10 protein-coding genes are annotated in these 13,352 nt (G+C 61.9%); 2 read left to right on the plus strand and 8 right to left on the minus strand.

What is annotated here, in order from left to right:
* Positions 1 to 73: 73 nt before the first annotated feature.
* The 3 genes from U5G49_RS21285 to U5G49_RS21295 all read right to left on the minus strand — a co-directional run bounded on the left by U5G49_RS21285 (position 74) and on the right by U5G49_RS21295 (position 3,181).
* The gene (locus U5G49_RS21285) at positions 74 to 1,891 is read right to left on the minus strand and encodes an ABC-F family ATP-binding cassette domain-containing protein (protein ID WP_193444569.1); all 1,818 of its coding nucleotides are present in this window, start codon (positions 1,889 to 1,891) and stop codon (positions 74 to 76) included.
* Between the two features lie 3 nt (positions 1,892 to 1,894).
* Complete coding sequence (locus U5G49_RS21290) at positions 1,895 to 2,551, minus strand: thiamine diphosphokinase (protein WP_193444568.1); 657 nt, start codon at positions 2,549 to 2,551, stop codon at positions 1,895 to 1,897.
* A gap of 102 nt (positions 2,552 to 2,653) precedes the next feature.
* Positions 2,654 to 3,181 (minus strand): MarR family winged helix-turn-helix transcriptional regulator, encoded by a 528-nt coding sequence (locus U5G49_RS21295; protein ID WP_193444567.1) that lies wholly within the window; start codon positions 3,179 to 3,181, stop codon positions 2,654 to 2,656.
* Positions 3,182 to 3,297: 116 nt separating this feature from the next.
* Between U5G49_RS21295 and U5G49_RS21300 the strand changes: the two genes are divergently transcribed.
* Both U5G49_RS21300 and U5G49_RS21305 read left to right on the plus strand, forming a co-directional pair.
* Positions 3,298 to 4,836 carry an MDR family MFS transporter gene (locus U5G49_RS21300; protein WP_018448325.1) on the plus strand — a complete coding sequence of 513 codons (1,539 nt, stop codon included), beginning with the start codon at positions 3,298 to 3,300 and terminating at the stop codon, positions 4,834 to 4,836.
* 387 nt (positions 4,837 to 5,223) lie between these two features.
* A complete protein-coding gene (locus U5G49_RS21305; RefSeq protein ID WP_193444566.1) occupies positions 5,224 to 6,768 on the plus strand; it encodes a M48 family metalloprotease in 1,545 nt (514 codons plus the stop codon).
* A 152-nt stretch (positions 6,769 to 6,920) separates the two neighbouring features.
* On the opposite strand, the gene U5G49_RS21310 is transcribed toward U5G49_RS21305, so the two are convergent.
* The 5 genes from U5G49_RS21310 to U5G49_RS21330 form a co-directional block, all read right to left on the minus strand.
* The gene (locus U5G49_RS21310; protein ID WP_018244054.1) at positions 6,921 to 7,784 is read right to left on the minus strand and encodes an RNA polymerase factor sigma-32; all 864 of its coding nucleotides are present in this window, start codon (positions 7,782 to 7,784) and stop codon (positions 6,921 to 6,923) included.
* 377 nt (positions 7,785 to 8,161) lie between these two features.
* Complete coding sequence (locus U5G49_RS21315) at positions 8,162 to 8,734, minus strand: CarD family transcriptional regulator (protein WP_003543775.1); 573 nt, start codon at positions 8,732 to 8,734, stop codon at positions 8,162 to 8,164.
* A 393-nt stretch (positions 8,735 to 9,127) separates the two neighbouring features.
* A complete protein-coding gene (gene fdxA, locus U5G49_RS21320) occupies positions 9,128 to 9,466 on the minus strand; it encodes a ferredoxin FdxA (RefSeq protein ID WP_026188554.1) in 339 nt (112 codons plus the stop codon).
* A 194-nt stretch (positions 9,467 to 9,660) separates the two neighbouring features.
* Positions 9,661 to 10,065 carry an RNA-binding S4 domain-containing protein gene (locus tag U5G49_RS21325; protein WP_193444565.1) on the minus strand — a complete coding sequence of 135 codons (405 nt, stop codon included), beginning with the start codon at positions 10,063 to 10,065 and terminating at the stop codon, positions 9,661 to 9,663.
* A 2-nt stretch (positions 10,066 to 10,067) separates the two neighbouring features.
* Positions 10,068 to 13,322: a helicase-related protein gene (locus U5G49_RS21330; RefSeq protein WP_322790898.1), complete on the minus strand. Its 3,255-nt coding sequence runs from the start codon at positions 13,320 to 13,322 to the stop codon at positions 10,068 to 10,070.
* Positions 13,323 to 13,352: the final 30 nt, after the last annotated feature.

Genomic DNA, 13,352 nt, shown 5'->3' on the forward strand with positions numbered 1-13,352 from the left:
GGACGGCACCTTATGCCGCAGGACGACACACTGACGAATCAAGGAAAAGTGAGCCTTCAGCCTCGAGAAAATCTCAGCCTTCCAGCTCTTCCCGCAGCATTTCGAGCTCCAGCCACTCCTCTTCCATCTTTGTCAGGCCGGCGCGCAGTTTTTCCATCTCGCTGGCAAGTCGGTTGAAGGCGGCAGGATCGCGCGTGAAAAGATTGGGATCTGCCATCACCTGTTCGCGCTTGGCGATTTCGGCTTCGGCCTTCGCCATTTCCTTCGGCAGGTTTTCCAGTGCGAATTTCTGCTTGAAGGAGAGTTTGACCTTCGAGCTGCCTGGCGCTGATGCCTCCGGCGTCTTCGGCTTCTCCGCCGCCTTCTCGGCTTTTCTGCGCTCCTCGAGCGCGCCCTTGCGTTGCACAAGCATGTCCGAGTAGCCGCCGGCATATTCGATCCAGCGGCCATCAGGCGCATCCGGCACGGCGGGTGCGATCGTCGAGGTCACGGTGCGGTCGAGGAAATCGCGGTCGTGGCTGACGAGAATGACGGTGCCGGGAAAGCCTGCGACAATCTCCTGCAGGAGATCGAGCGTTTCGATATCGAGATCGTTGGTCGGCTCGTCGAGGATCAAGAGATTCGTCGGGCGCGAAAGGATGCGCGCCAGCATCAGCCGGGCGCGTTCGCCGCCGGAGAGGTTTCTGATCGGCGTACGCGCCTGTTCCGGCTGGAATAGAAATTCCTTCATGTAGCCGGTGACATGGCGCTGCTCGCCGTTGACGAGCAGGCTTTCGCCGCGCCCGTCCGTCAGATAATTGGCAAGCGTGTCCTCGGGGTCGAGATCCTCACGCTTCTGGTCGAGCGTCGCGATCTCCAGATTGGTGCCGAGCTTCACCGTGCCGCTGTCAGGCGAAAGCTGCCCGGTCAGCATCTTCAGCAGCGTCGTCTTGCCGGCGCCGTTCGGCCCCACGAGACCAATGCAGTCGCCGCGATGTACGCGGATCGAAAACGGCGTGACGATTGCCCGCTCGCCGAAGCTCTTGGTGATCTTGTCGGCCTCGATCACCAGCTTGCCGGATTCCTGCGCCTCCGAAACCGTCGCCTGCACCGTGCCCTGCGGTCCCTTGTGGCCGCGATAGTTCGAGCGCATCGTCTGCAGCTCGCCGAGACGGCGCATATTGCGCTTGCGCCGCGCCGTGACGCCATAGCGCAGCCAGTGCTCCTCGCGCTCTATCGACTTGCCGAGCTTGTGCTGCTCCAGTTCCTCGGCCTCCAGCACCTGGTCGCGCCAGGCTTCGAAATGCGCAAAGCCGCGGTCGAGCCGGCGCGAGGTGCCGCGGTCGAGCCAAACGGTTGCCGTCGAGACCTTTTCGAGGAAACGCCGGTCGTGCGAGATCAGCACCAGGGCGCTGCGCGTCTTTTGCAGCTCGCCTTCCAGCCATTCGATCGTTGGCAGGTCGAGATGGTTGGTCGGTTCGTCGAGCAGAAGAATGTCCGGCTCCGGTGCCATAACCCGAGCAAGGGCAGCGCGCCGCGATTCGCCACCGGACAGCATTCTGGGGTCTTCATCGCCGGTCAGCCCGAGATGCGACAGCAGATAGGTGACACGATAGGGGTCATCGCCCGGCCCGAGGCCGGCCTCGGCATAGGCCTGCACCGTGTTGAAGCCGACAAAGTCCGGCGCCTGCTCGAGATAGCGCACCGTCGAGGACGGATGGCGGAAGACCTCGCCGGACTGTGCCTCGACCAGGCCGGCGGCAATCTTCAGCAGCGTCGATTTTCCCGAGCCGTTACGCCCGACGAGACAGATTTTGTCACCGGCCTCGATCTGCAGGCTAGCACCCGCCAGAAGCGGTGCGCCGCCGAAGCTTAGGAAGATATCGTCGAGTTTTAGAATGGGAGGGGCCAAAAATCAGACTCCGGAAAGATCATAGGGCCGGGCGAGCACGATTGCCCGGCCGCTGCGGAGCGAAAAGCGAACGGTGCCTTCCGCAACATTGGAAATGGTGCGCGACGAGCCGAAAGGCAGATGGAAATCCGCCAGCGGATAACGCGCATTCTCGATGGAAAGCCCTCTCAGCTCGCTGAATCCGGGCACGGAAAACAGGCTGCCCTTGGGAAGGTCCAGTTCGATCGTACCGGCAACCAGCGGCACTGCCTCTTCCTTGCCCGAGGTCAGCAGCAGGTCGAAACCCTCTTCCGCCAGGCTGACGGCCGACAGCAGGTGCTGAAGCGCGTGGTCGGAGCGTTCGCCGCCGAGCGCGCCGGCGAGGATGAGCCGCCGCGCGCCACGCGCGATTGCTTCCGCCACGGCGATTTCGCCGTCCGTCGCGGCCTTCGCTGCCGGATAAGGCTGTTTCGGCACATTGGGAAATGCATCCGCGAGATCGGCCGGCGTCGAATCGAAATCACCGACCCAGAGCTCCGGCTCGATGCCGAGTGCTGCCGCATGCCGCATGCCGCCATCTGCCGCAATGAAGCGGCTGTCGGCGATGGCATGGCGCAGGCGCTCCGTCAGGCTGAGTTCGCCGCCAAGGAGAATGGTGAAGGTGGAATGGCTCATGGGCATTGCCCTTAGCGCAAACGGGGGGTCGAGGGGAAGGGGCGCCGCTTGCCTGAAAGCGCCGCGCGTCCAACACCAACAGGACGCTCGATCACTTTAAACTGCCGCCTAGCCCGGCGTATCCTTGTCGCGCGACAGGAAGACCGCCTCGTAGCCGCCGATGAAGCGCTCGAAAAGCGCTGCGAAGCGCTCGACATCTTCCTGCGGCCAGTCGGAAACGATCTCGGAAATGATCGCGAGCTTCTGCGCGACGATCTCGGCAAGCAGGTCCTGGCCGACCTCGGTCATGACGACGACGATCCGCCGCGCATCGGCCTGCGAGGCCTCGCGGCGCAACACGTTGCGCCCGACCATGTCGGCGACCACCCGGCTTGCCCGTGACGGATCGATGCGCAGCATCTCCGCGATCAGGCCGACCGTGACCTCGCCGGCAGGCTGCGCCCTCCGTACGGCATCGAGCACGTCGAGATGCGAAAGCTCAAGGCCTGGTGCAGCATTCTGGATCGCCAGCCGGCCGATCAGCCGCCGCCCGGTCATCAGCCGCATGCGTGCCATGCTCCGGCCGATACGCGGCACGTTTTCACGATCCGGCTCGGCCGGCTCCGCAGAAAGGGTCTTGGTCAGGACGTCGCTCATCACAGGACCATAACAGAGCCGATTCGAAAATTGAATATGCCGACGTCATTAATGTGCCATTGACAACTATATGCTGTTAGCACATAAAAGCATATCAACCCGGAACGATGCCTCCCATGGACATGCAACTCGCGCCTGCGCCGCTCGTGACGGATCCTCGTCGCCGGCTTATCCTCTTCCTTTTCCTGATGACCGCCATGTTCATGGCGACGCTTGATAATCAGATCGTCTCCACGGCTCTGCCGACGATCGTCGGTGAGTTCGGCCATCTCGAGCGTTTCGGCTGGATCGGCTCGGCCTATCTCCTGTCGCTGAGCGCCGTCATGCCGCTCTACGGCAAGCTCGGCGACTTGTTCGGCCGCAAATATGTGATGATGACGGCGATCATGATCTTCACCGTCGGCTCGGCGGTCTGCGGCCTTGCGGTCTCGATGAATACGCTGATCGCCGCCCGCGTGCTGCAGGGCCTTGGCGGCGGCGGCATCATGGTGTCGATCTTCGCCGTCAACGCCGATCTGTTCGAGCCGCGCGAGCGGGCTCGCTACCAGAGCTATTCCAGCCTCGTGCTGATGGCATCGGGCGCGATCGGCCCTGTGCTTGGCGGCACGATGAGCGATCTCTTCGGCTGGCGCTCGATCTTCCTCGTCAACGTGCCGATCGGCTTCATCGTGCTCACCGGTCTTGCCTTCATGCTGCCCTACCGCAAACCGCATCGCCGCCCCAAGATCGATTATGCCGGCGCGCTCCTGCTTGCCATGACGACAACAAGCATCGTGCTTGCCACCGACAGCAGCGAACTGTTCGGCGCATTGATCTCACCGCAGAGCATCGGCATCGTTGCCTTCGGTGTGATCTGCGCCGTCACCTGGGTATTCACAGAGCGCCGCGCGCCGGAGCCGATCGTTCCCCTGCAGCTGTTTCGCAATTCGACCTTCAGCCTGCTCCTGGTGATCTCGATCATGGGCGGCGCCATCGCCATCGGCATGGTCAATTATCTCGCCCTCTTCCTGCAGACCACGACCGGCCTTTCGCCGTCGGCCGCCGGCCTGCTCTTCATCCTCCTGACCGGCGGCCTCGTCTGCGGATCGCTGACAGCAGGTCGGATCATCTCGAAGACGGGGCGCTACAAGCCCTTCGCCATCGCAAGCCTCACCTGCAGCGCCACCGCCTTTGCGCTGATGTCGCAGATCCACGCCGGAACGCCGATCGTCTTCATCGGCGCGATCATGATGCTGCACGGCATCGGCATCGGCCTTGCCCAGCAGGTTCCCGTCATCGGCGTACAGAATGCAGCACCGGCCCGCGACGTCGGCGCCGCCACCGGCTCGGTGACTCTGTCGCGCATGGGCGGCGCCTCGATCGCTATTTCCATCTACGGCGCCATCATCGCCTCTGAGCTCGGCAAGGTCGGCGTCTCCATTCCCGGCGTCGCCGATATCGAGCAGTTGACGCCGAAAATGATGGCCGCCCTTCCCGAAGCGAGCCGCCAGGCCGTTGCCGATACCTATGCCGCTGCCTTCTCACCGCTCTTCATGACTTCCTGCGCCATTGCGCTGATCGGCCTTGCGGCCGCCATCATGCTGAAGCCGGTGCAACTGCCCCGCGCCGGCGAAACGACGAGGCCGCAACCGGCGACAGCGGAAGCTGCCGAATAGTCGAATCGCTCCGCGGAAATGCCTTACCAAGAGGCGTCTCCTCACCAAGAACATATTTCTGATTGTAATTTTCACGCATGGCTGTCGCTATCTGGCTGGTTATTTCAATCGGCCCGTTCTTTTTCCGCGCTGTCGACGAATCTCCGCTTTGTGACGAAACTTTCGCCATAATTTCATCCGAGCGAAGGGAGGCCTTAATGCCTGAGGCTTGCCAAAATGCAACGGCGCCACATTTAAGCAGAGTCTCGCTATGCAACCGATGCGTAAATCAGCTACAGCAAAGACTTGTATCGGCCGATTGTGCAGCGCGAGATCAGGGGTGCGCACCTGTTGAATTCCCTTTGCCATGGTCGGTCCGAATCTCAGGCAAACCGGCAAAACAGCGACATGATGCGGAGAAACAGACTGGATAGCTTGACGACGTGGAAATCGCCCGCGCTTTCCAGTGATGCCATCTCCGTGCCGCGGCGCTTCGCGCGTCGCCTGATGCTGCTTTCGGCCGTCGCAATGGCGCTGAATGGCTGCCAAACGCTGATCGACCAATCCTATCAGCCGAGTGTTTCGCCTTCTTCCAATCCACAGATCGTCGACGAGGTGCAGAAGAACGACCCGCGCGCGGCGATGGGCGCGCGCGAGCACCCGCGCATCGTGGCAAGCTACGGCGGCGAATACAAGGACGCCAAAACTGAGCGCCTCGTCGCCCGCATCGCCGGCGCGCTGACGGCGGTGTCGGAAAATCCGAGCCAGTCCTACCGCATCACCATCCTGAATTCGCCGGCGATCAACGCCTTTGCGCTGCCGGGCGGTTATCTCTACGTCACCCGCGGCCTGCTCGCCCTTGCCAACGACGCTTCGGAAGTTGCCGCCGTGCTGTCGCACGAAATGGGCCATGTGACGGCAAACCACGGCATCGAGCGGCAGAAGCGCGAAGAGGCTGAGGTTATCGCCAGCCGCGTCGTCGCCGAAGTCCTTTCCAGCGACATCGCCGGCAAGCAGGCGCTTGCCCGCGGCAAGCTGCGGCTCGCCGCCTTCTCCCGCCAGCAGGAGCTGCAGGCCGATGTCATCGGTGTGCGCATGCTCGGCGAAGCCGGCTACGACCCCTATGCCGCTGCCCGTTTCCTCGATTCCATGGCCGCTTACAGTCGCTTTATGTCGGTTGATCCCGAAGCCGACCAGAGCCTCGACTTCCTGTCGAGCCATCCGAATTCGGCGCAGCGCATAGAGCTTGCCCGCACCCACGCCCGCGCCTTCGGCCAGGAAGGCTCTGTCGGCGACAAGGGCCGCGATTATTATCTCGACGGCATAGACGGACTGCTGTACGGCGACAGCCCGGAAGAAGGCTATGTGCGCGGCCAGACCTTCCTGCATGGCGGCCTCGGCATCCGCTTCGACGTGCCGCCGGATTTCCATATCGACAACAAGGTCGAGGCGGTGATGGCCACCGGCCCGAACGACATCGCCGTCCGTTTCGACGGCGTCGCCGACAATCAGAACCAGAGCCTCACCAATTATATCTCCAGCGGCTGGGTAACTGGCCTCGACCCGTCGACCATCCAGCCGATCACCATCAACGGCATGGAAGCAGCCACCGCGCGCGCAAGCGCCGACCGCTGGGATTTCGATGTCACCGTGATCCGCAACAATTCGCAGATCTTCCGTTTCCTGACGGCCGTACCGAAAGGCAGCGACGCCCTTGAACCAACGGCCAACGTGCTACGCGCCAGTTTCCGGCGCATGACGCCGGCAGAGGCCGCATCACTGAAGCCGCTGCGCATCCGCGTCGTCACCGTCCGGCCGGGTGAGAACATCTCGACGCTCGCTGCCCGCATGATGGGCACCGACCGCAAGCTCGATCTCTTCAAGCTCATCAACGCCCTGCCCACGGGTGCGGCCGTTTCAACGGGCGATCGCGTCAAGATCATCGCCGAATAAAAAAGGCCCGGCTTGCGCCGGGCCAGTCTGTGCTGCTGGAGGGGACAAGCATGTCGCGCAAAAGTGGGCAGCGGTTTTGCGATAACGACATGCGTAAAACAAACACCTAAAGCGCGACCGGCGAATCTGAAAGATCGCGACGCGCTTTAGGTTCAGGCGTAGGCCGCCATATGCGGATCGGCGCTGACGAGGGCGCTGCGGAGTTTTTCCATCGCCCGGCTTTCGATCTGACGCACACGTTCCTTGGAAATGCCGAGATCGGCACCGAGTTCTTCGAGCGTGGCACCGTCTTCCGCCAGACGCCGGGCGCTGATGATCTTCATCTCGCGTTCGTTGAGATGTTTCAGCGCCGAAGCGAGCCAGACGCGGCGACGCTCGCCGTCGATCATGTTGGAAACCTGCTCGTCCGGCAGGGGATCGTCGCTGACGAGGAAGTCCATCTTCTCTGCGCTCTCGGCATCGCCGGAGACCGAAGGCGCCTGCAGCGAAGCGTCGTTGCCGGAAAGCCTGGCATCCATCGTCTGCACATCGGCGAGGCTGACGCCGAGGGCCGCGGCGATTTCCTGGTGAATCGATTGCAGCGTCAGCTGTGTGTCACCCTTGGCGAGCTTGGCGCGCAGACGACGCAGATTGAAGAACAGCGCCTTTTGCGCTGAACTCGTGCCACCACGCACGATCGACCAGTTGCGCAGGATATAATCCTGGATCGAAGCCCGGATCCACCAGCTTGCATAGGTCGAAAAGCGCACGTCGCGTTCCGGCTCGAAGCGTGCGGCGGCCTCCAGCAGGCCGACATAGCCCTCCTGCACGAGATCGCTCATCGGCAGGCCGAAATTGCGGAACTTGCCGGCCATGGATATGACGAGGCGCATATGGGCCATGGCGATCTGGTTGCGCGCGCCGCGGTCGTCGTGATCCTTCCAGCGGGTGGCGAGATCGTGCTCTTCCTGACGGGCAAGATAGGGGGCGGCCATCGCGATTTTGATCATGCGCCGATCTGCAGACATGTTCTTCATTTCGATCTCCCAAAGCAGGCCTCTCGCCCTGAAATGAACAATAAAACTCGTGTTCCGGAACATCGCTGTCCGGATTGAATGGGTTCTGAATGCATAAAAGCCTCGCCCCTGGACTTTTCAGGGGGAGGCCCTATTTCTCATCATGTGCCGGTAAGACGGCTGGGCTGGACCTGTTTCTTCACTTTGCCGGATGGGCAATATAGAAAAGGCATGATCCGCTCCTCATCGAACATTGACGGAATAGCAGTTCGCTCGTTGAGGCCATTGCCTGACGAGCAGTCCGCAATTACGTGTGATAAACGCGGCAGTCGGGAAAAAGTTCCAATAAAAAAACCCGGCACGAAGGCCGGGTTTTTTGACAGAAAAACAGGGTCGCTTTACGCGGCTTCGTCCTGCGAATCGTCTTCTTCAATCGCCTTGCCGCGCTTCGGACCCTTGTTGAGATTGGTCTCGACGAGACGGACGGCTTCGGTTTCCGACATCTTGTTGACAGCGGCGATTTCGCGCGCCATGCGGTCGAGCGCAGCCTCATAGAGCTGGCGTTCGGAATAGGACTGCTCGGGCTGGTTCTCGGCACGATAGAGATCGCGCACAACTTCAGCGATGGAAATCAGGTCGCCGGAATTGATCTTGGCATCATATTCCTGGGCGCGGCGGGACCACATGGTGCGCTTGACACGCGCCTTGCCCTGCACGACCTTCAATGCACGCTCGACGAAATCCGTTTCCGAAAGCTTGCGCATACCGATGCTCATGGCCTTCGCAACCGGAACCTTCAGACGCATCTTGTCCTTCTCGAAATCGATAACGAAAAGTTCGAGCTTCATGCCGGCAACTTCTTGCTCTTCGATAGCGGTGATGGTACCGACGCCATGAGCGGGGTAGACGATCGATTCACCGGTCTTGAAGCCGTGACGTGCTGTAGAAGGCTTTTTCTGCTGAGTCGTCATTCTATTCAAAAACTCCCTGTTACGCTTCCGGCGGCGGCCGGAGCCGGGTCAGTCAGGCCCGGGTGAGACGGTAGTATCCGTCGGGTGACTTCACTCTGGTCCCATCGGGCAAAAGCAAAGACTTCTTGCGCGCGATCTTGGGACCCGGCGCTCAAAGCGTTGATATGTCACGGAAACCGCGTACGGATTGGTTTTGCTTTCGTGATGGTTTTGGGCATGCGTCATGCCACAAATGGAACAGTAACCGAAACCTATCATAAAAATATGAGGAAATCAATAATTTGCTTCGCTTGAGTCATGCGGGCAACACATGTCACCCATATGCCTCACGCAGCTTTTACAACGTTTCGCCCCGCGGTCGCCCGAATCCGGCGACCGAATGTGGACACTGTTTCAATCGCCGGAACCAGGCTTCTCGGAAAAATATTTCTCGAATTTTCCGGACTCGCCATCCATTTCCTTGGCCTCAGGCAACGGCTCCTTCTTGACCGTAATATTCGGCCAGATCGTCGCATATTCGGTGTTGATCTTCAGCCATTTGTCGAGGCCCGGCTCGGTATCGGGCTTGATCGCCTCGGCGGGACATTCCGGTTCGCAGACGCCGCAATCGATGCATTCGTCGGGATGGATGACGAGGAAATTCTCGCCCTCATAGAAGCAGTCGACAGGGCAGACTTCCACGCAATCGGTGTATTTGCACTTGATGCAATTGTCGGTCACGACATAGGTCATGAAGAACTCCAGGATTTCCATGCGGATGGGGCCGGGCAACCTGGAACGTCGCGCCTATCCCCGTGCCGGAGGAAAAGCGTGAGCAGGCTTGGGAGGCAAGCACGCTTCCGGCAGGTTGTCAGTGACGTATCGGCTTTATCGCCGGATTTCAAGGATAAACGATCTGCAAAAGCCGCCGCCGCAGACAGAGTTTTCTAATCCTCGTCCGACATCAGCCTGTCGATTGCACGTCTTTCCTTTTTGGTCGGACGGCCGGTGCCGGTCGCCCGGATTGCCTGCTCGTAGGGCGTGAGACGTTTTGCCTCATCGGGCGGCGGGGATTGGTCGTCGTAAAGCAGGCGCGCCTGCTCGTAAGGCCCCCGCCGCTCGCCGGCAAGGCGCACGACGAGAACGACATCGCGCCGCTCCAGCGTCAGCTCGATACGGTCACCCGGCTTGACCATCTGGCTCGACTGGCTGCAGCGCTCGCCGTTGATGCGCACATGGCCTGATTGGATATGGCTCTGCGCCACCGAGCGTGACTTCGCCAAGCGCGCGAAGAACAGCCACTTGTCGATGCGCTGGCGCGAACCGCTTGTCGGCTGTGTCTCCCCGCTCATGACTACTTCTTCATCTGCTCCTTGAGGGCCGCGAGCTTGGCGAAAGGCGAATCCGGATCGATCGGCTTCTCCTTGCGCGGCGGCTTGGCCTCAAAGCGCAGCGGCTGCGAGCCGCCGCGATTGTTGTTGCGGTCGTTACGATCGTTGCGGTCACCGCGATCCTTGCGATCGCCACGGTCCTGCCGGTCGCCGCGCGGCTGGTCGCCCCGTGGTTGGTTGTTGCGGTCGCCCCTTGCCTGCTGCGGCCGGCCGCCATCGCGACCGCCGCCTTCCTTGCCGCGGTTCTGGCGATTGTTGTCACGGCCGTCGCCGCCGCGATTGGCCTCGCCGCCTTCACCGCCGCCGGGCCGGCGATTGCGGTCGCCGCGTTCCTGGTTCTGACCGCGCTCCTGGCCCTGGCCGCCACGGCGATCGCCATGCCCGCCGCGCGCCTGGCGCTGATTGTCGTTGCGGCCGCCGAGACGCCACAGAAGAACCGGCTTCGGTTCCACCGGCTCGCCGGCTTCCCCAGCAGCAGGTACTGCTTCCCCAGCAGCAGGTGCTGCTTCCTCAGGAACGGACACCGCTTCCCCAGACGCTTCCACCGGAGCCGATGTCTCGATCGCTTCGACCGGAGCGGGGGTCTGGACCGCTTCGGCTACGGGCGCGTCAGCAACCGCCGGAGCCGTCTCGGCAGCAGTCTCTTCCGCCGCTCCGTCGGCATCGTCGTGATCAGCTTTTTCGGCTGTCTCTTCCGCAGGCGTTTCCGCAGTGGCAGCAGGCACTGAGGCCGCATCCTGCGTCGCAAGATGTACTGATGCCTCCTCCGCCTTCACGGCATCGGCGCGATAGCCGAGACCCTTGAGGATTTCTTCCATGTCCTCGAGCGTCGCACCGAGGATCGACAGCATCGCCGTCGTCGTCGTGAAGCGGCGGCCGTCATAGGCGCCCTCCGGACGGTTGTTTTGACCAGGCTTCCATTGCAGCAGCGGCCGGATGATATCGGCAAGCCTTTCCAGAATGTCGATGCGCACGGCACGCTTTCCGAGGAAACGGAAGCCGGCGAGCTTGTAGAACATCCGCTCGAAGCTCGGATCGGTGACGACAGAAGTGCGGCCGGCGGCAAGCACCGGAATGAGATCGCCATAACCCGGCTTGTCGAGACCGTCATTCTTCAGCGCCCAGAGCAGCGTGATGAGCTCGGCCGGGGCCGGCTTCAGAAGCGCCGGAACGAAGATATGATAGGCACCGAAACGCACGCCGTAACGGCGCATGGAGGCACGGGCCTCCTGGTCCAGCGACTTCACCTCCTCGGTCACGTCGCGACGGAAGAGCACCCCGAGATTCTCGACGAGCTGGAAGGCAAGCCCCTTGGCGAGACCCTGCAGGTCCTCGGCGCGCGACAGATCATCGAGCGGCTTCAGCACCGTGCTGATATGATGATTGACGAAGCGCTCGATGCGGGCGGCGACGTGATCACGGGCATTGCCCGTCAGTTGTTCGTCGGCCAACAGGATCACGCGCGGACGCATGATGTGATCGCTGCCCGAAAGCCGCGCCACCGGGTCGCCCAGCCAACGGATCAAACCGTCCGAACCGATTACCAGATCGCTGTTGCCGGCGGCATGCATCCGGGCCGCGCGGGCTTCGAACTCGAGCCCGAGCGCCTTCTGCGACGCAGCCTGAACCGCCTTGGCATCCGGTCCGTCCGTTCCCGCCACTGGCGTGAAACGGAATCCGCTCAACTGCCCTACATGATGTCCTTCAACGAAGACATCGCCATTCACACTGATTTCAGCTTCCAGCATCGCATTCTCTCTCAGGCGCTTCATGAGCACAGATGTCCTGCGATCAACAAAGCGTTTCGTCAACCTTTCATGTAACGCGTCGGACAATCGATCTTCGATTTCCCGCGTCTTTTCCTGCCAGTGTGTCGGATCGGCAAGCCAACCGGGCCGATTCGAAACGTAGGTCCAGGTCCTTATCTGCGCGATTCGCGCCGAAAGCGTGTCAATTTCCCCATCTGTTCGATCGGAGCGATGAACCTGCTCCGCCAGAAACTGCTCGTTCACCGTGCCATAGCGGACGAGATCGGAAAAGAGGGTCGCGATAAGATCGGCATGTTGTGCTGGGGTGATACGCCGATAGTCGGGAAGCGCGCAAGCCTCCCAGAGTTTTTCGACGCGCGCCGGCCTGTCGGCGAGATCGATGACCTCGGGATAGCGCGAAAGCTGTTCCAGCGCCTGATGGTCGACCGCAGGCAGCGCCCGCGTCAGCCCCGGTACGCGCGGTCCCACCTCAAGGCTGGCGCGCAGCGATGCGATTGAGGAGAAGTCCATCTCCGTCGTCCGCCACTGCAAAACCTTGACGTTGTCGAACTCGTGCCCCTCGATGCGCTGCACCAGCTCATCGTCGAAGGGCGAGACCTGTCCGGTGACGCCGAAGGTCCCGTCCCGCACGTGTCGCCCGGCGCGCCCGGCGACCTGGCCGAGTTCGCCAGGATTGAGATTGCGGAATTGGTAACCGTCGAATTTCCGGTCCTGGGCGAAGGCAACGTGATCGACATCGAGGTTGAGGCCCATGCCGATCGCATCGGTCGCCACCAGATACTCGACGTCGCCTGCCTGATAGAGCGCCACCTGCGCATTGCGGGTGCGCGGGCTGAGCGCGCCAAGCACGACCGCGGCGCCGCCGCGCTGCCGGCGGATGAGCTCGGCGATGGCATAGACCTCGTCGGCGGAGAAGGCGACGATGGCCGAACGCTGCGGCAGCCGGGTGATCTTCTTCTGCCCGGCGTAGAAAAGATGCGAAAGCCGCGGCCGCTCGACGATATTGATGCCGGGCAGCAGCTGCAGCAGAATCGGCCGCATCGTCGCCGCACCGAGCAGCAGCGTTTCCTCTCGGCCGCGAAGATGCAGGATGCGGTCGGTGAAGATATGGCCGCGCTCGAGATCGCCGGCGAGCTGCACCTCGTCGATCGCGACGAAGGCGGCCTTGGTCTCGCGCGGCATCGCTTCGACGGTGCAGACGGAAAAACGCGCATTGGGCGGCGAAATCTTTTCCTCGCCGGTGACCAGCGCCACATTCTGCACGCCGACCTTCTCCACCACCCGCGTATAGACCTCGCGCGCCAGCAGCCGGAGCGGCAGGCCGATCACGCCCGTCCCGTGCGCAACCATGCGCTCGATGGCATAATGGGTCTTGCCGGTATTGGTCGGCCCGAGCACCGCGGTCACACCGCGCCCACTCAGAATCATCGGCTGCGAAGTCAGAGTCATGAGTCCATGCAAATGAGGCGGGTGGCCCCA

The organism is Rhizobium indigoferae, from assembly GCF_034554815.1.
Classification (GTDB): domain Bacteria; phylum Pseudomonadota; class Alphaproteobacteria; order Rhizobiales; family Rhizobiaceae; genus Rhizobium; species Rhizobium leguminosarum.

Coding starts and splice junctions, on each gene's coding strand:
- U5G49_RS21330 (WP_322790898.1), bottom strand. CDS start 13,322: ATGACTCTGACTTCGCAGCCGATGATTCTGAGTGGGCGCGGTGTGACC.
- U5G49_RS21325 (WP_193444565.1), bottom strand. CDS start 10,065: ATGAGCGGGGAGACACAGCCGACAAGCGGTTCGCGCCAGCGCATCGAC.
- U5G49_RS21315 (WP_003543775.1), bottom strand. CDS start 8,734: ATGACGACTCAGCAGAAAAAGCCTTCTACAGCACGTCACGGCTTCAAG.
- U5G49_RS21300 (WP_018448325.1), top strand. CDS start 3,298: ATGGACATGCAACTCGCGCCTGCGCCGCTCGTGACGGATCCTCGTCGC.
- U5G49_RS21290 (WP_193444568.1), bottom strand. CDS start 2,551: ATGCCCATGAGCCATTCCACCTTCACCATTCTCCTTGGCGGCGAACTC.
- U5G49_RS21305 (WP_193444566.1), top strand. CDS start 5,224: ATGATGCGGAGAAACAGACTGGATAGCTTGACGACGTGGAAATCGCCC.
- U5G49_RS21310 (WP_018244054.1), bottom strand. CDS start 7,784: ATGAAGAACATGTCTGCAGATCGGCGCATGATCAAAATCGCGATGGCC.
- fdxA (WP_026188554.1), bottom strand. CDS start 9,466: ATGACCTATGTCGTGACCGACAATTGCATCAAGTGCAAATACACCGAT.
- U5G49_RS21295 (WP_193444567.1), bottom strand. CDS start 3,181: ATGAGCGACGTCCTGACCAAGACCCTTTCTGCGGAGCCGGCCGAGCCG.